This window comes from Paenibacillus sp. LT-B23 (genome assembly GCF_059417685.1).
Map to the genome: position 1 here is coordinate 16,614 of NZ_JBSQBM010000015.1, position 16,981 is coordinate 33,594.

At 48.2% G+C, this 16,981-nt stretch carries 19 protein-coding genes and 1 riboswitch; of the genes, 8 read left to right on the forward strand and 11 right to left on the reverse strand.

Annotated features, from left to right (window positions below; genetic code table 11):
• Positions 1-111: 111 nt before the first annotated feature.
• On the reverse strand, positions 112-1,380 hold the full coding sequence (locus tag ACWXW9_RS18745) for an MFS transporter (RefSeq protein WP_494930630.1): 1,269 nt from the start codon (positions 1,378-1,380) through the stop codon (positions 112-114).
• A 376-nt stretch (positions 1,381-1,756) separates the two neighbouring features.
• Between ACWXW9_RS18745 and ACWXW9_RS18750 the strand changes: the two genes are divergently transcribed.
• Positions 1,757-3,526 (forward strand): acid phosphatase, encoded by a 1,770-nt coding sequence (locus ACWXW9_RS18750; RefSeq protein ID WP_494930631.1) that lies wholly within the window; start codon positions 1,757-1,759, stop codon positions 3,524-3,526.
• Between the two features lie 169 nt (positions 3,527-3,695).
• Here the strand turns inward: ACWXW9_RS18750 and queF are convergent, their stop codons facing one another.
• The 6 genes from queF to ACWXW9_RS18780 form a co-directional block, all read right to left on the reverse strand.
• The gene (gene queF / locus ACWXW9_RS18755; RefSeq protein ID WP_494930632.1) at positions 3,696-4,193 is read right to left on the reverse strand and encodes a preQ(1) synthase; all 498 of its coding nucleotides are present in this window, start codon (positions 4,191-4,193) and stop codon (positions 3,696-3,698) included.
• A gap of 434 nt (positions 4,194-4,627) precedes the next feature.
• Positions 4,628-5,506: a 7-carboxy-7-deazaguanine synthase QueE gene (gene queE / locus ACWXW9_RS18760; RefSeq protein ID WP_494930633.1), complete on the reverse strand. Its 879-nt coding sequence runs from the start codon at positions 5,504-5,506 to the stop codon at positions 4,628-4,630.
• The gene (gene queD, locus ACWXW9_RS18765) at positions 5,499-5,990 is read right to left on the reverse strand and encodes a 6-carboxytetrahydropterin synthase QueD (protein WP_494930634.1); all 492 of its coding nucleotides are present in this window, start codon (positions 5,988-5,990) and stop codon (positions 5,499-5,501) included. Before queD ends, queE begins: the two co-directional genes overlap by 8 nt.
• Entirely contained in the window at positions 5,983-6,666 is a 684-nt protein-coding gene (gene queC, locus ACWXW9_RS18770; protein ID WP_494930635.1) for a 7-cyano-7-deazaguanine synthase QueC, read from the reverse strand. The genes queD and queC overlap by 8 nt, the downstream gene beginning before the upstream one ends.
• 133 nt (positions 6,667-6,799) lie before the next feature.
• A riboswitch (PreQ1 riboswitch) is annotated at positions 6,800-6,843 on the reverse strand.
• 70 nt (positions 6,844-6,913) lie between these two features.
• Positions 6,914-7,618 carry an AIM24 family protein gene (locus ACWXW9_RS18775; protein ID WP_494930636.1) on the reverse strand — a complete coding sequence of 235 codons (705 nt, stop codon included), beginning with the start codon at positions 7,616-7,618 and terminating at the stop codon, positions 6,914-6,916.
• Positions 7,619-7,643: 25 nt separating this feature from the next.
• Complete coding sequence (locus ACWXW9_RS18780) at positions 7,644-8,084, reverse strand: SH3 domain-containing protein (protein WP_494930637.1); 441 nt, start codon at positions 8,082-8,084, stop codon at positions 7,644-7,646.
• A gap of 304 nt (positions 8,085-8,388) precedes the next feature.
• On the opposite strand from ACWXW9_RS18780, the gene ACWXW9_RS18785 reads away from it, so the two are divergent.
• The 3 genes from ACWXW9_RS18785 to ACWXW9_RS18795 all read left to right on the forward strand — a co-directional run bounded on the left by ACWXW9_RS18785 (position 8,389) and on the right by ACWXW9_RS18795 (position 10,592).
• Positions 8,389-8,544 (forward strand): hypothetical protein, encoded by a 156-nt coding sequence (locus tag ACWXW9_RS18785; protein ID WP_187644853.1) that lies wholly within the window; start codon positions 8,389-8,391, stop codon positions 8,542-8,544.
• Positions 8,545-8,769: 225 nt separating this feature from the next.
• Positions 8,770-9,537, forward strand: coding sequence for a hypothetical protein (locus tag ACWXW9_RS18790; RefSeq protein WP_494930638.1), 768 nt, complete (start codon positions 8,770-8,772; stop codon positions 9,535-9,537).
• Positions 9,538-9,608: 71 nt separating this feature from the next.
• Positions 9,609-10,592, forward strand: a complete 984-nt coding sequence (locus tag ACWXW9_RS18795; protein ID WP_494930639.1) for a helix-turn-helix transcriptional regulator — start codon at positions 9,609-9,611, stop codon at positions 10,590-10,592.
• 45 nt (positions 10,593-10,637) lie between these two features.
• On the opposite strand, the gene ACWXW9_RS18800 is transcribed toward ACWXW9_RS18795, so the two are convergent.
• The 4 genes from ACWXW9_RS18800 to ACWXW9_RS18815 form a co-directional block, all read right to left on the reverse strand.
• Positions 10,638-11,309, reverse strand: coding sequence for a 3'-5' exonuclease (locus ACWXW9_RS18800; protein ID WP_134910851.1), 672 nt, complete (start codon positions 11,307-11,309; stop codon positions 10,638-10,640).
• Between the two features lie 245 nt (positions 11,310-11,554).
• Positions 11,555-13,441, reverse strand: a complete 1,887-nt coding sequence (locus tag ACWXW9_RS18805) for a 5'-nucleotidase C-terminal domain-containing protein (protein WP_494930640.1) — start codon at positions 13,439-13,441, stop codon at positions 11,555-11,557.
• 193 nt (positions 13,442-13,634) lie between these two features.
• Entirely contained in the window at positions 13,635-14,060 is a 426-nt protein-coding gene (locus tag ACWXW9_RS18810) for an ImmA/IrrE family metallo-endopeptidase (protein WP_494930641.1), read from the reverse strand.
• Between the two features lie 11 nt (positions 14,061-14,071).
• Positions 14,072-14,542 (reverse strand): helix-turn-helix domain-containing protein, encoded by a 471-nt coding sequence (locus tag ACWXW9_RS18815; RefSeq protein ID WP_404580741.1) that lies wholly within the window; start codon positions 14,540-14,542, stop codon positions 14,072-14,074.
• A 399-nt stretch (positions 14,543-14,941) separates the two neighbouring features.
• On the opposite strand from ACWXW9_RS18815, the gene ACWXW9_RS18820 reads away from it, so the two are divergent.
• The 4 genes from ACWXW9_RS18820 to ACWXW9_RS18835 all read left to right on the forward strand — a co-directional run bounded on the left by ACWXW9_RS18820 (position 14,942) and on the right by ACWXW9_RS18835 (position 16,981).
• On the forward strand, positions 14,942-15,418 hold the full coding sequence (locus ACWXW9_RS18820; protein ID WP_494930642.1) for an ArpU family phage packaging/lysis transcriptional regulator: 477 nt from the start codon (positions 14,942-14,944) through the stop codon (positions 15,416-15,418).
• 339 nt (positions 15,419-15,757) lie between these two features.
• On the forward strand, positions 15,758-15,892 hold the full coding sequence (locus ACWXW9_RS18825) for a hypothetical protein (protein WP_494930738.1): 135 nt from the start codon (positions 15,758-15,760) through the stop codon (positions 15,890-15,892).
• On the forward strand, positions 15,889-16,752 hold the full coding sequence (locus tag ACWXW9_RS18830; RefSeq protein WP_494930643.1) for a hypothetical protein: 864 nt from the start codon (positions 15,889-15,891) through the stop codon (positions 16,750-16,752). Before ACWXW9_RS18825 ends, ACWXW9_RS18830 begins: the two co-directional genes overlap by 4 nt.
• A gap of 10 nt (positions 16,753-16,762) precedes the next feature.
• Positions 16,763-16,981 (forward strand): YqzN/YkzM domain-containing protein, encoded by a 219-nt coding sequence (locus tag ACWXW9_RS18835; protein ID WP_134910845.1) that lies wholly within the window; start codon positions 16,763-16,765, stop codon positions 16,979-16,981.

A 16,981-nucleotide genomic window follows, 5' to 3' on the forward strand; every position in this document is an offset into this window, starting at 1 on the left:
TGGATTATTCGGGATAGAAGAGGGTATGTTTTTTGGCTTGCTGGTGGGGAAATCAGGTTAGGCAACTACGAAGGTGTGAAGCGGCCGGGATGGCCGCCACACGGTTACCTGTTACACTTCGGCTCCGTTTTCTTCCGCCCAGCGGTTTAAGGTTTTATCTGTAGGAAGCAGGAATGTCAAAATGCCGAGCAGAGGCAAAAAGCCGCACAGGAACATGATATTGGTGATGCCGACCTTATCAATCCAGTTACCGAGCACGAGCGCACCTACACCGCCAAGGCCGAAAGCGAGGCCCGTGATCAGACCGGAGACGGTTCCGATTTTGCCGGGAACGAGCATTTGCGCATATACGACCGTAATCGAAAAGCTCGACAGCATAATAAATCCGATGATCGGCAGCAGGATAGCGGTCCAGAATTGGTTGGCGTAAGGCAGCAACAGTGCAAGAGGTGCGGCCAATACCATGGACAGGAAAATCATATTACGTTTACCAAAACGGTCCGCCAGCGGGCCGCCAAAGAAGGTGCCAAGCGCTCCAGCTCCGAGGAACAGGAAAATGTACAGCTGAGCATCAGCCAATGGCATTTTAAATACTTCCATCAGGTAAAACGAATAGTAGCTTCCGACCGAGGTCGAATACCAGGAACGGACGAATACCAGTAAAATGAGAACAACCATGGCAAACATAATACGGTTGCGTACTTCGGGCTTCATGCGGCGTGCCGCCGCTTTTTTACGTGCATAGCCTTCGGTGCGCAGGACGTTACCATACCAGCGGGCGATGAACGATTGGACGACGATACCCGCTGCAGCAATACCTGTGAACCAGATGGCGCCAAATTGTCCCAACGGGATAAAAATCCAGCTCGTGAGCATCGGTGCCAGCGATTGGCCTGCATTACCGCCGACCTGGAAAATGGATTGAGCCAGCCCCCGGCGTGGTCCGGCCGCCATATGGGATACCCGCGAGCCCTCCGGGTGAAAAGCAGCCGAGCCCAGACCCACGAAGATGACTGCGATCAGCACCGCTTTATAATCGGCAGCATAGGCCAGCAGCAGCATGCCGGTCAGCGTAAAGCCCATGCCGATGGGAAGGATCGCGGGCGTAGGTCGTTTGTCCGAAAATAAACCAATGACCGGCTGCATGATCGAAGCTGTAAAATTGATGGCGAATGAAATCCAGCCGATCTGCGTGTAGCTGAGGTTCATGGATTCTTTTAAGATCGGAAAGATCGCAGGAATGACCGATTGAATCGAGTCATTGAACAGATGGACGAAGCTGATGGCAATCAGAATCGCAAAAACGGTGCCCTTCGCTTGAGGTCCCGGCAAAGGGAGCGATTGGCCCGCTTCTTTTTTTGTAGCAGATTTAGTAGTCATGGCAACCTCCGATTATGTATGTATATTTTAAGATATAGGAAGCGATCCGTTTGCAGCAAATGTCTGAAAGGGGCATAAAGGCCACCTTTACTCGGTGGTTCTTTCCCATCCTGCTGCATACTCGCAATTGCTTGACTTAGTTGGATTTTCCACACATCACATGGAAATTCAAACTAGCTTTTCTATAACAGACTAAACAAGGGTGTCTCAAGATTCCGTATGTGCGGCTCTGGGGATGCCCTTTTTTCTTTTAACAAAACCCTGCTCTTCATTTAACAAACTTAAGATATGATTCTTTATATCATACAACCTGTTGTATAGATGAATAGCTTCGTAGAGAACGCATGAAGAGCACAAGAGAGGATATGATTTGAGAATGAAATTGTTAAAGAAACCATTATCAGTTGCTTTATTATCTGTACCCTTACTTTTAGGTTCCCTGGGAGGAAGTTATGCGAGTGCAGCAACTCTACCCACAACGGTAGCTTCGTCAGAGCCGTCCTGGGGGTATTTCGTAGATCATTACAAAAATAATAATTCTGATAATAAGACGGAAAGTTCAAATCCGACACTCGGGTTGCTTTCCGGATTTAATAAGCTTTGGACTCCCGGCACTACCTGGGATACAGGTACCAAGCTGAATAGTAGCGTACTGGACGCCAATATTCAAAAAGTTATTGATATTGCTGCTCGCCGTACTTCCAGTGAGGCCGATGCGGCTTATTTGGATGATCGCAGAAACCAGAGCTACAGCGTGATCGACGGCCTGGGTTCGCTTACCGATGTATATCGAAAAAATGCAGGGGCAACTACCACGATCAATGACATTCCGGCAGATGCCTCAACTAAAAAATATGAAGATGATGGAACCAATGCAGGGAGTACGAGCTCCAGTCTTGGCAACATCGTAAATCTGGTAAATACCTTGCGTGGGGATTACTCTACGACGAACCCGGCTAAGTCTTACTTTAGTTATCCTCGCCCGTTTCGCTGGAGCAATAATTCAGTGGTTGTCCCGAGCCTTATTCCCGCTCTCAAATCTGATGCTGCTAATGATGGCGGCTTTCCTAGCGGTCATACCAATGCCGCGTATCTCAGTTCTATTGCTATGGCCTATGCCGTGCCAGAGCGTTACCAGGAACTGCTGACGCGAGCTTCGGAGCTGGGCAACAACCGTATTGTTGCTGGTATGCATTCACCGCTTGATGTCATGGGAGGACGTGTCATGGCGACGGCGACGGCTGCTGCCATTCTGTCTGATCCAGCCAATAGCAGTTTGAAGAAAGCGGCTTATGAGGATGCTCATAAACAGCTGCTGACGAAAACAGGTACAGCGCCAGATCGGTTTAGCAATTACGCTACAAACAAAAAAAATTATACTCAACGACTGACATACGGATTCAGTCCAATTAACCCAACCACGACTCCAATGACGGTGCCTAAGGGAGCCGAAGTGCTGCTGGAAACACGTCTGCCTTATCTGGATAGCATGCAACGTCGCTGGATTTTGGCCACGACGGGTCTTCCTTCCGGTTATCCCGTACTGGATGATGCTGAGGGATGGGGACGGCTTAATCTCTTTGCCGCCGCAGATGGTTATGGTGCATTCGCCAATAACGTTACCGTGACCATGGACGCTTCCAAAGGTGGTTTCAATGCATTGGATCGCTGGCGCAATAATATTTCCGGCGTTGGAACGCTGACCAAAAAGGGTACAGGTACGTTGAAGCTGATGGGCAACAATACGTATTCTGGCGGTACACAGATCGACCAAGGTACACTTGAGGGGAATTCGGGGACGGCTTTCGGAAGTGGGGATGTTACGAATAATGGAGGCACCCTCCGTAAAAATGTTTCTGGAAAGCTGGTCATCGGCGGAAATTACAAACAATCTGCCAAGGGCACACTTGAACTTAACCTTCAGAGTGAAAATGATTTGCTCAAAATTAAAGGCACTGCCATATCCAACGGAAAATTACGTCTGAATTTCTCAAACAAATATGTACCGGCTAACGGCGTCACCATCCTGACTTATGGTAAACGAAATGGAGCATTTACTTCCATTGAAACCACAGGCTTGCCAAGCAAGTACAAAGTGAAGGTTGTCTATAAAGCTGACAGCATTCAGTTAAAAGTTGCAAAGTAACAAACTAGGTATATAACAATTGAAGTGCACCTTTAGAATTCATCGGATAACGGAAGGGTTATTCCCATGTCTATTCTAAGGATGCACTTCACTGTTTAATGAGGTGTATAATTAGGTTTTAAGTATCTTTACAATAGCAAATCATTGATAAGTGAAATTGCGTAAAGTGTTAACGATTATCTACCGTCTCTGGGTACATATCATGGTTCATCATACGGTGCTCGGCTATCTCCTCATATTTGGTTCCCGGTTTGCCGTAGTTTGTGTATGGATCAATGGAGATGCCACCGCGCGGCGTAAACTTGCCCCACACTTCGATATAACGCGGGTCCATCAGCTTGATCAGGTCGTTCATGATGATGTTTACGCAGTCCTCATGGAAATCGCCGTGGTTGCGGAAGCTGAACAGGTATAGCTTGAGGGACTTGCTTTCGACCATTTTAATATCGGGAATGTAGCTGATGTAGATGGTGGCAAAATCCGGCTGTCCTGTAATTGGACACAGGCTGGTGAACTCCGGGCAATTGAACTTTACAAAATAATCGCGGTACGGATGCTTATTATCAAAGCTTTCAAGAATGGCGGGATCATAGGTAAAGGTGTATTGTGTGCCTTGATTGCCAAGCAGAGTAACGTCGGTCATTTCTTCGGGTGTTCTTCCGGTCATAGTGGTGAGGCTCCTTAAGTTTAGTTTGGTAAAAGGGGTAGGGAGTTATGGAGGTTCGGTTAGGTGACGCTCCGCGAAGGATTTGAGCTTCCGATCGCTGTTGAAATGGGATTCTTTCTGATCATGTGAAAGATATATAGGTTAGAAACCCATTTCAAAGGCGAACGCTAACGCTTCTCCAGCTTCAAATCCTCCGCTCCGCTGCTGACCGCCGTCAACACCATAAAGTCCCTACTCGTTTTACATGTAGGTTGGGCAGAAGTGAATAGTGTTCGCTCCTTGATGAAAGGAGCGAATTCTTGTTGAGAAACCCCGTCCTCACGGACGAGGGTTTCTCTTGATTTATAACTTTGGTTGTCGAAAGTGTACTTCGTATAAATTTGGTGTGCTTGTGGATCACATCCAGTCCCTACGGAATATATTACTTATCAGTGCTATACGCCGCGTTTGTTGCCCCATACGAGGGTGTGGAGTTGCGGGAGTACCCGTACGTCGTTCAGACGTGAATCGTCCATGACACGGTCAATAAGCCATTCATAACGATGTAAAAGAGACTCCGCGATCTGTCCGGTGTTCTCTGTGTTCACATCTGGATTGCCAGTCTGGAGGAACAGTGGTACATGTGGATAGCGCTCGTGAACGGTGCGTGCATATGCGAGATCAATGTCATCGAATATGACAACCTTCAAGCTGCATGCTCCGTGGTAGAACCTCACTGATTCATTAGCGGCTTCCTTCGAGCACGTTGCTGTAGAGAAGTTGGACGCTGACGAGGCCTCTTCAGCCGCCTTCCAGTCAGTAATCTTCCGATTCGACAGGCGGGCTACGATGTCATCCAGCACGTCCCAATTGGTCGACATACCAGAGCTGGGCGGCTTGGGCGACAGGGTTACCTCGTCGATATCATACAGCCATTCCTGCCAGCGGGAGCCTTGAGTTTCGACGGCGGTAGCAATGCCTTGGCTTCGCAGCAGGGTAATCAGCTCTCCAAGCTGCGGCAGCAGGGCCGGGTTGCCCCCGGAAAGGGTTACATGTGAAAACCGTGTGCCACCGATGGCTTGAAGCTCCTGCCAAATGTCTGCGGCGCTGAGACGACGGATCTGATCCTTGGCGCTGCCATCCCAGGTAAAGGCGGAATCGCACCATGAGCAGTGGTAATCGCAGCCTGCGGTACGTACAAACATCGTTTTACGCCCAATAACCATGCCTTCGCCCTGAACGGTAGGACCAAACACCTCCAGTACAGGGATAGGGGCTGTTTTCGTTCCCCGGGAAGGTACGGCTGTTTGGTGAGTCGCCGTGGTATTACTCATCCAGCATCCACTCCCGTCGGAATTCGGCGTAGCTGGTAGGTGTTTCGAACAACCGCACAAATTCAGTGCGTCCGCCTTCCACACGATTGCGGTAAGCTTCCGAGGTCAGGGCGGATTCCATTTGTTCGAAGATCCAGACGACCATATTTTCCGCCGTTGTATTCATCGGAGGTAGTGTCTCATTCAGGTAGCGGTGATCCAGATAAGGTTCAATCCGCTCTTTCCAGATTGTTTTGATATCACCAAAATCAAGGGCCAGACCAGTTTCACCCGGTATACCGCTAATGCCGAAAACGACGATATAAGTATGTCCGTGCAGATTTTTGCATTTGCCTTCGTAGCAGTGCAGATGGTGTGCCGCATCGAACGTAAATTGCTTGCTGACCAGTACACGTTTGCGATGATAACGTAGCTGGGAGCGTTCAATGTCCGTCCCGAACTGCTGGAGCTTGTCGACGATACGAAAGGTGCCCGGCTCACGCATGGCCTTCAACTCCTTGCGACGAAGCTTCGCGTACAGCCAGATACTGTTCCAGCCCGGCGCGGCGCAGTTTGCAGGCAGGGCATTCGCCACAGCCATCTCCAATTATGCCGTTATAGCATGTTAGTGTACGTGTTCTTACAAATTCAAAAGCCTCCAGCTCATCGGCCATTTGCCAGGTTTCGGCTTTATTCAACCACATGAGCGGGGTATGAATGACAAATGGATAGTCCATGGAAAGATTTAAAGTGACGTTCAGTGACTTAATAAACGAATCACGGCAATCGGGATAGCCACTAAAATCCGTCTCGCATACGCCTGTAATGATATGGCGGGCTCCTTTTTGCTTGGCGAGCACCGCTGCGAAGCTGAGGAAGAGCAGATTGCGGCCGTCTACAAAGGTGCTGGGCAGCTCGCCTTCCTGCTGAGTAATGTCAATGTCAGTGCGTGTAAGTGCATTGGGGGCTAATTGATTGAGCAGGCTCATATCCAGTACCGATTGTGGAACACCCAGCTCGTGGGCAATCCCGGCCGCTACTTCGATTTCCTGCTTGTGGCGTTGACCGTAATCGAACGTCACCGTTTCTACTTCGGCAAAATGTTTTTTCGCCCAAAATAAACAGGTCGTGCTGTCTTGGCCGCCGCTGAATACAACGACTGCTTTTTCGTTGGTAAACATAAAAAAACCTCTCGATCTTCTTGGAATGGTGTAAGACACAGGGTCTTGTCACATGGAAGAAGGAGAGTTCTTGAACCGACTTCAACAAAAAACAGGCCTTGCCCCGCGATTATTTTTTCATGCGGAGGACAAAGCATCGTTAGTTTTTTATAGAGGGAGTTCGCGAACCTCTCCCATGCATGGAGCATGGACTTTCTTCATTTGGTGTCTGACAGAGGACAGACGCCTTCATTATAGCATGGCAGAGCTATTTGATAAACACTCCACCAAATGGAATGACTTCCCTTAAAAAGCGTTTGATCACGCCATCGTCGTTCATATCCTGCTGGAGCCGTCGATGATGCTCACCCGCATGAAAAAGCACAGTACCGTGTCCGGTCATTTTAAAATGATAATTCATATGCTGGCTGGCCAAATGGTTGCCGTACACCGTCAGCTCAAGCTTGGCGTTCTCGGGATAGGCAATGACGCTGCTTGCATCGACATACATCGGCTCTGTCGGATGAAGCTGTTCCTGACATACCAGTCCCTGAGTCAATAGACCGATCTGCCCGATGCCGTCGAATTTCATTTTAATGACATCGCGGCTGAACAACATGTTTTTCATACTCAGCAGCTTGGTGCGCATATGGATACCAGAGCTGTACCAGAACAGGTTGCGAAAATCGTATAGCAGATCGTCGCTTCCTTCCAACTCAATCATTTTCAGACTGAAGCCGGGGGGAAGTGCGGCAATGAGACGGCAAGCTCCTGTAAAATCGGCTTGAATCAGCTTGTGCTTGCGGTACATGCCTTTAATATTCATCAGCTTGTCACTGCGGCCTGAACTGTGTCCGCGGTACGCGATGATTTGCTGCGGGTGAAGAACATGCAGTTTTTCGCCCTCTGCCAGATCAAGCGTGACGACGGAACCGACGCTTTCATCATGGTGTTGTCCTGCTTGTATGTCCATTCTGACCTTTCATCCTCTCAGGCGGTTAGTATCTTCCCGAACGTCGACGCATCCCGTAACGCAACAGGCGGATACCGATAAAATAACCAGCCAGCAGAATGACAGCTGTGAGGATCAGCATCTTGTTACGGTGTGAAGCCTGATCGCGCTGAAACTGAAGATTTTTCAGCTCGGTAACGGTGTCTGCCAGCTTGCGATTTTGCTCCAATAGTTGGACATTTTGCTCCTGATATGCCTCAACGCTACTACGGGCCTTTTGCAGTTCCTCCTGCGTTTGCCGGTAGCTTTCCTTGAGCTGGTATACATCCCCAGGCAGCCGGGAAAATTGCTCAAAGCCCTGGTATACATCATCCCAGTAAGCGGCATGCGCTCCCGGAACACCAGTTGCGCCAAAAACAAACAGAAGCGCTATAGCAGCGCAGACGACACGGCGGTAGAAAATAAAGCGAGAAATTTGTCGTGCCAAGAGATCATCCTCCTTTTGATGCATCAAGATGTTAAATGATAAGCATAATTACCCATATCTTATGGTTACGTATAGTGTAATGATTAGGATTCAAAGTTTAGAATAACAGGATGACAAATCCGGGAGAAATATTTACAAAAAAAGTCGATATTTTAGTTTAAGTGTACCTCAAAACGGGTATATCAAGAAAGCAGCAACATTCCGGTATTTTTCTGGCGAGCATGTACAAAAGTCAACCCTATATGATGAAGAACAGAAATGAGTATAAATATATTAAGCAAGAATATAGAAGGAGAAATGAACGATGAACGAAAAAGAACAAACCTATAAAACGTTAAAAATAACTGTAAACGGAAAGCCTTTGTCGAAGGAACTGGTGGTGGACAGCATTACTTTTGCGCCTGTGTCCGATATTTGCACAAAAGCGAATGTTTCTGTGACAGAAACTACGATTTCTTAACTTCATATTATGAAACAAGACTATAATGCAGCCCGGCTTACGCCGGGCTGTTTTTTGCGTAATCATGCAATTTTAATGGGTTAAAATGCTATTTATTGATGTACTCCCTCTTTCCTATAGATTACCATGTATAATTTTCGGTGACGAACATATGTTCCCTGACAATATAGTGTCAGATAACACTGTTAATTTAGAGTTACATGTTCTTTTAGGGGGAATTTACCAGTGGTGAAGTCAATAGTTAACGTAACGTACACATGGGACAAAGAGTCTATATCTGCGAATGGGTCCGAGCAAGTAAATCTGCTGATAGAATGGGGCCATGGGGCTATACGTAAAAGAAAAGGGACTTTAATGCCGAAAACAGTTGGATGTGACCTGCAACTCCGGTTCATTTCAGAGAGTGGGGTAAATCTATTAAAAGTGGATGGGGCCAGGCTCAACTTCAATCGCTCGGAAGACGGAGAGTGCATGCTTGTTCACTGTGGTGATATGCGGAGGGGGAAGTATAAGCAGGCTATTCTGTCCTTTTCTATACCGGCCCGCTCTTCCGGAAGACATACCATTGGAATGATGGAGTGGAGCTGGCGCAAGCCTACTCAGGAAAAACGAACGCTGATTCGAACGGACCAGCTCTATATCCATTACACGCATCATCTTGGGCTGCTGAGCATTCCATCCAACCCAAAGGTGGAAAAATACATAAAGCTGAATGAGACAGCTCCAATTGTGAAGAAAGCATTGCGTATATACGAGAAGGGGGAACATGAGCGAGGGGCGTTTGTGCTTACCAGACAAGCAGATGAACTGCTTATACGGGCGGCGAGAACAGGAGACATGGAGTATCTGGAGGAAGCCGAATTGCTCTTTTCCGTACGCAATAAATGGAATGGGACTTTTAGATTATTCCAAACGTATAGTTCAAAAGTCTTTGTTGATAAAGGGATATCTGTAGAGGATGTTCGCTTCACCGAAATTAATATTTTAAAGTAGGCAATTATGCTAGTTTATTTATGTAATGTAGTGAGTCTAATTTACTATCTTTTTGTAAAGGAGAGACTTCCTTGACTGATCGGTTGATACGGTTAATGCGGATTATTACTATTGTTCAGGCAAATCCGGGGATATTGGCAAGAGAGCTTGCCGAACGTTGTGAAACATCAGAACGCACCATTTACCGAGATATGGAGGCTCTAAGCGCAATGCATATTCCAATAGCCAATATGGGGCATGGCAAAGGATACATATTTATTAGTAACTTCGCCTTGTATCCTCTCAATTGGACGGAAGAAGAGGCACATGCTTTTGCCAAGCTGGGGGATGTCATGGAAACCGTAAAGCCTCTTTTACCACCAGCTTTTGAGAGTGCTTATGAGAAAGTGATGGCCTCCAGTCAGAAAAAAAAGATGGACCAGACAAGCTTCGCGCAGGAAATGAAAAATATTGTCCGGCTCGGCTCGACACTTGAGCGGGAAAACCAGCCTTATCTGCTCAGGCTGATTGTTTTGGCAAGTCTGACGCAGCAGACCATTGAAGCGGAATACAGTTCGCCTCAAAATGAAGATGTATCATTGATTCAGATTGATCCTTATTGTCTGGTTCCACAGGATCGGCGTTTTTATATGCTTGGTTTTTGTCACAAGCAATCCGCCATGAGAACCTTTCGGATCAGCCGCTTTCGAAATATGAGGATTTTGCCGTATACGTTTCAGAAGAATACTTATGAAATGGAAATGTTTTTTAAGGGAACCTGGTCAGTTACCAAGGGGGACCAGAATATCCGGTTTGTAGTAAGATTTTCTGCTGGATCTGTATATCGGGTCAAAGAAGAGGAGCTGTTCATCAAGCCTTTTCTCAAGGATTTGCCGGATGGAAGTCTATTGTTTGAGGTAACGGTTAATCATGATGGTGAATTTCTGGACTGGCTCACTCAATATGGAGCGGAGGCGGAAATCCTGGAGCCATTGCGATACCGCAAGCGAATGCAGGAAATGCTGCGAACCTGGGGGGCATTTTATTCCGATAAAAAGGCAGGGAACCAAGAATGACAAGGGGGTGATAGATCCCCCGGAATGGGCCGGGGTGCTATCCGCCTAACGGTCCTTAAACAGGTTGGCGAGATTGCCAAATGGACTGTACTGCTCCTGCTCTTCTTCTGGTGTAGAGTATACGAGCTTTGAGCCCCGGCTTTCCTCATCGTCAGAAGCGTTATGGGTTAATGTAATACGATCAAAATGGTGCATGAAAACCTGAGCGGTGTTCACTGCATCATCCAGCGCACGGTGCTGTTGACCGTCAAAGTCAATGTTGCACAGTTCCAGCGCCTGGGACAAGCTCAGCTGGCGGTACTTACCGTTGGAGCCGAACAGACGGGAGATTTGCTTTTGTATATCATTCGTATTATGAATCCAATTGAGGTCCACATGATGGGTGCGGCAATGGGATACGAGCTTCTGACGGTCATCTGGCCCCCATGCACACAAGTAATAGGTTGAGTCTGTTCCGAGCCATGCGATAAATTGCTTCACAGCTTCGGGGAAGAGCGGGGCCGCATCAATGTCCCGTTGAGTAATACCGGTAAACTGCACGGTATCCGTAGACAGCACAGGCCGATTCGAGGGTCTGACAAAGCTGTGAAACGTGTCCGCAACGTACAAGCCATCGTCTCCCTGCATGACTTTGACGGCACCGATATCAATGATTTCGGAGGAATATCTGGCGTTACGGCTAACGGTAAACTCAAGATCATAAATAATGTATTGCATTTTTGTGCTCCTTCCACACATATAACTGATCCCGTTGGAGAACGAGATGGATGTTTTCTGCCCGAATGGCTCTTCTCCATCATACCTCTCGGTTCACAACTTGTCAGCGTCTAAAAGGCTGGCTTTTGAAAAAAAATATGCGATGTCCAAATGAGTTTGGACTAACGCATAAAAATAACCTCCTGACATACAGCAGCGTCCGAAACCACTGGGATTCCGGACGCTGCCTTTACAAGCATATTGAATTAGGCCGGAAGGTCAAGCTTTTGTCCCGGATAAATGCGGTGAGGATTTTTCAGCTTGTTCAGCTTTTGGAGCTGTTGCCAGGTGATACCGTATTGGCGGGAAATGTCATACAGTGTATCCCCGGACTTTACAATATACACATGGCTATTTGCAGCTTGCGCAGAAGCCGGTGTCTGCTGTGGCTTCGTTGGTTGAGCTTTGGCTGGTGCAGGTTTCGCAGATGGGGTAGAGACCACTTGCGGTTCTTCCTGCACGGGTGCCGGTGTTGCGGTTGGAGCAGATGGTACAGGCTGCGCAGCAGGAACGGAAGTCTTGCCGTCTGCTTTGGCTTCTTGAATGCGGCCGTCTGCTTGTACTTGCAGGCTGGCGGAGCCAACCTTTTGCATGTAGCGAATCAGCGCCTCATCAAGCGATCCGAACATACCTGCCTGCGAATATTTGGCGAACATTGTATACTGATCTCCACCTACAGCCGTAAAGTCATTGGTTGCCAGTGTGTACGTGGCATCAGGATCAAGCGTTTTTCCGCCAATCAGGATGGAATGGACGCGGCTCCCCTTGGCTGCCGATGTATCTATTTTAAAAGAGATCCCCGATACCTGTGGAAAACCGCCACTTGGCTCCGGATAGGAGGCAGTGCCATTTTCAAGTGCTGCCTGAATGTCGGAGCCTTTCACTTTCAGGGTAACAATCTGGTTGCCGAATGGCAGCACAGTGATGATGTCTCCCTTGGTTACCGTTCCCGTTTTGATGGACGCCCGAATGCCGCCGCCGTTGGTCAGGGCCACATCTGCCCCCGAAATATCACGCATGGCATCGGTGAGCAGATCGCCGAGATTCGTTTCACCTGCACGTACCTTTTCACGCGCTCCTTCCAGGTTCACACTCGTTTGTGCTACAACTTCTTTGAGAATAGGCTCCTGTTCCTTCTGAATGGAAGCGATCAATGAAGTAATCTCAGCATTTGGCTGAATGTCGGTTGCTTGCGTCGAATCAATCAGCTTGGCTTGTTTTTGGGTAACCTTACCGCCGTCGACCCATAAATCAACAACGCCCAGATACTTCGTATATTCACCCGCGCTTGCAATCAGTGTACCATTGTCACCGACCAAGCCTTTTTCCAGTACAGTATGACTGTGTCCATCAATGAAAATGTCAATGCCGGGCACTTCCTTCACGACCTTAAGGCTCGTGTCTTTGCTGGATGCATCCTGTCCCAGATGACCGAGGACCACGACAACATCCACTTTACTGCGGATTTCATCTACAGCCGCTTTGGCTTCGACAGCAGGATCGGTGAATTGAATGCCCTCAACATTTTTAGGATTCGTTTTGTATGCCGTTTCGGGCGTAGTCAGGCCGATAATACCAATTTTAACGCCATCGACTTCTTTAATGACATAAGGCTGGAACAAACGTGTACCGTCTGTTTGCTTAATGTTGGCGCTGAGTACCGGGAATTGAATTTCCTTACTCAGCTCTAAAAGATGCTTCCAGCCATAATTAAACTCATGGTTGCCTGGTACCATCGCATCATAGCGAAGCTTGTTAATTACTTTCACGATGCTCTCGCCGTTGACCAAGGTAGCGAAGGTCGTTCCATGAACTGTATCCCCGTCATCCAGCAGCAGCGTATTGGGATTGGAAGCGCGGTACTGGTCAATGATGCCTGCCAGCTTGGCGAAGCCCATTTCCTTGTCGTTCGCGACCACGTGGGCATGGGTGTCGTTCGTATGTAGGATGGTGATGTGTTTACCGCTGGCCGGAGGAGTTGTACTTCCCGCTGCTCCCGTACTGGCTGCCGGGTCTGCTGCTGCTGTGCCAAGACATCCGAGCATGAGCGCGGCGGTCGTCAAGATGGACGAGATTTTTTTCCATGAGTTCATGTTGTTCTTTCAACCTCCTATAAAATGAATGAATTAGAGAAACCGCTTACGTCCACATTTTATCAGAAGATTGTAAAAATAACTTCTATTTTATATAAGGGCATTGAAAATTTTTTGTATATCGGTTGTTAAAGCCATCATGAAATTACCTATATTGAAGAGGAAGTAATAAACAAACAATTATATGTGAGAACTAACGTTCTGTTTTAAGGTCAAAAAAAAGGACAGCCTCCTTGGGCAGACCGATCCGGGATAAATAATGCTCCTGCGTTTCGTCAGTAAGCGGCGGTTGTCCTTCACTGAGTAAAAGCACAGCGAACCGATTGGCTTGCATCTCAAATTTGCCGGGGCAGAAATAGGAATGCTCTTCCATAAAGAAGCGGCTGACGCCTTTATGAAGTCGGTCATGCCCCAATTCATGCGCACAGACGAATCGTTCCCATTCCGGTGTAAGCCCGTTGTGGATGACGATGAATCTTCTGCGCAGCTTGCGGTAATACAGCCCTTTGGTTGTGGGGCCCAGATCGCAGTAACGGATATGGATACCCAGAGCTTCCGCAATATCGAAGGGGGAGTTCGTGCGGTATTTTCGGACGAGTTTGTGAATGAGTTCGTTCATGCGCTCACCTGCTATTCCTGATCACTGCCCGCTGGGGGCGATTTGGGTTTATGCTTGTTCATCTGTTTGGCTTCCCAGAACAGACCAGTTAGCACATCCTTGATCCGTTGACGATCTTCTTTATCCAGTGGAATGCCGTCGAACATCAATTCGCCGTCTTCCTCCAGCATTTTTTTAAAATCCCGGCGGTCCTTGGAAGTAGCCCATTCCGGCACGTTGGAACGATAGGAGTCGTGTGAATGCTGCTCTACTGAATCATCGTCTCCCCAATATCCGGCGTTCTTCATCATCTCGGTATACGATACGCCGAGCGCGTCCGCTATTTTGCGGAGAGTAGAGGGCTTGGGTACGCCACGCAGCCCGTTTTCAATACGGGAAATTTGTGAATTGCTGATGCCAGCCGCTTCTGCCAATTGGTTAATGCTCCATTGCTTGTGCTCACGCTGCTGCTTTAAGTATGTTCCGAATGCTGGTTGTTCCACAATGGCGGCTCCCTTCTGCAACAGAATAAAAGATTAGTTCCATTATACCATTAGGTAAATAGTAAAAGCACGTAATATGCCAAAAGGTATAGAAAAATAAAGCGAATATCCTGTTTTTGAAGCTATATCGCTTTTTTTGCCGATGGATAGCTATCCTAAATAATGCTATGTTATACTCATGATACGAACAAAAGGGGAACAAAATGTAAACGTAAGAGTTGTACGATTGAGGATTTTGCAAAAATCCAATAAGCGACTTCCAATGAACAATATATAGATCGAAAGGGTCTAGTTCGTCTATATATTGCACTTTGGAGCGACTGGAATCAAATTTTGTGAAATTCTGGATTTAAAAATACATCATTGTCAAAAGGCATAAGATAAGGAGTGTTGCTTTACATGAAAAATAACTTACCCGAATTGGACAGACGCAAAACGCAGAACGCACTGGAGGGGGTATTTGAAAAATATCGGATTTATAAAACCATTACCTTTATGGACCGGGAAAGTTTTATCACAGCCGGCTATACGGATCGCCCGAACGGCCCGACGAATGTGACTAGCGATCCAACGGCACGGACAGCCGTATATAATGTAGATGCTCCTGCGGCTCGTTTGGCTTATTGCGAAATGGTGGATGCCGTAGTCGGCCGTTTGAATGAACGCGAACAGTTGCTCATCCGTGAGCGCTATTTAAAGGATGACGATGTGTTCGACTACAAGGTTTACAATTATGTACTCGACCCGCCAGTAAGCAAAGATACGTACACGAAAATCCGCACACGGGCTTTTTACAAAATGGCGCTTGCACTGGCGGATCAGGGTGTTTTGAATCTGGGAGGCTTACAGAAGGGTGCGGATCGAAAATTGGGATGATGTAATAATTATCCATTCGTTCGCATTTCTATTTTAATATCGTTTCATAAAAGGCTTTGATTTCCTGTAATAGCAGGGGTCAAGGCCTTTTTTAATAACACGAACATATGTTCTCTAAATACCGCCCAACTTCATCCCTAGTCTCTGCTTTTATCGTCCTTTTCCCCGGCAACGCATTCGTTATAAGGGTGTAAGATTATATCATCGGGAATCAAGACAAGAGGACATACCGAAGACACACACAGTCAAAAGTTAGCCGGCCATCAGGGCCGGTTTTTTCATGCGGTTGTCGTCCCTGTCGATTCCCGGGAATTCGTGGTACAGAAAGGAGGAGTCGTGTTGCCTAAGCAATGGATGCTGCAATGGATGAGGTTGAGGCTGCGCCGGATGAGAACACGGAAGTGGAAAAAAGCCTGGCTAAGTAGCCACAACATGCGAGTGCAGGATGCGCAAAGGTGGCATGCCGCAGGATGAGACAAGCCTTTAAACAAAAACTCATTGACATTGTTCCAGCGCTTCAAGGGCGCGTATACGATGTTCAGCCACCGTCGCAGACGGCAGAGGAGCCGTACGCGGTTATGGCGCTGGGCGAGGAAATTTGGAAGTCGTCCTGGGCCGGATATCGGCAGGTTGTCCGCATCAAGCTGTACGCAGGACAAGCCGGTCTGGCACAGGCCGATGTATGGGCGAACGCCCTGATTGCGGGACTGCACCGGGAACCGGTGACAGGCGAAGGCGAGGACACGTCGGCTTTTACCGCGCACTATTTGGGCGTGCGGGATGCGGAAAAGCTGGATACTGTCACGGGCAAGGCCTACAGAACGCTACGTTTTGGCGTGTATGTGCCTGAAACGGAAGGTAGTCCGGCGGCCGCTCCGGCAAACGATGTTGCACAGCCGGATGAATGGCTGGCGGCGCTGACCCGCTGGACGCAGAAGCAGTTGGGCGAAACGTGGTCGGTGTACGCCGATGCATGGCCCGCACAGCCGGGACGGCACGCGGTGCTATGGCGGCTGAGCGGCTGCGAGACCAGGATGGCGGGAGCCTCCATGTATGAACTCCGCAAACGGTTCATTGGGCACGTTATTGCCCCAGACACTGCTGAAGAGAACCACGCGGCTACCGCGCTGGTCGAGGGCTTTGGCGCTCAAATTCAGCTTCCTCTGGATCAGGAGAAGGGCCGTTATATGTCTACGGCTGAAGCTTCCGCAGATTTGCAGGCGGATGCGATTTTGGACGGTCAGCTTCGGCTGACGCTGGTACAGCGGCGTATGCGTCCGGCTGAGGAAGCGGCGTTAATCCGCAGAGTGGAAATTCATCCTATTTTGAAATGAGGTGGTCCGAGTGACCTTGGAAAACAACGAGCAGGCCCCGGTCAATGCCGGGCAGGAAGCAAGCGGCCCTCGCTATACACTGGAGGAGCTTAAGGAGCACGCGGAACAATTGTTTTCCGTGAAGGAAGAAGTGCTGGCAGGCGCATTTTTTGGCACACAGGACAAGCTGTTCACGGTAGCAGAAGCACACACTAAAATCGAACAATTTATGAAAGCGAAGGTGGACTAA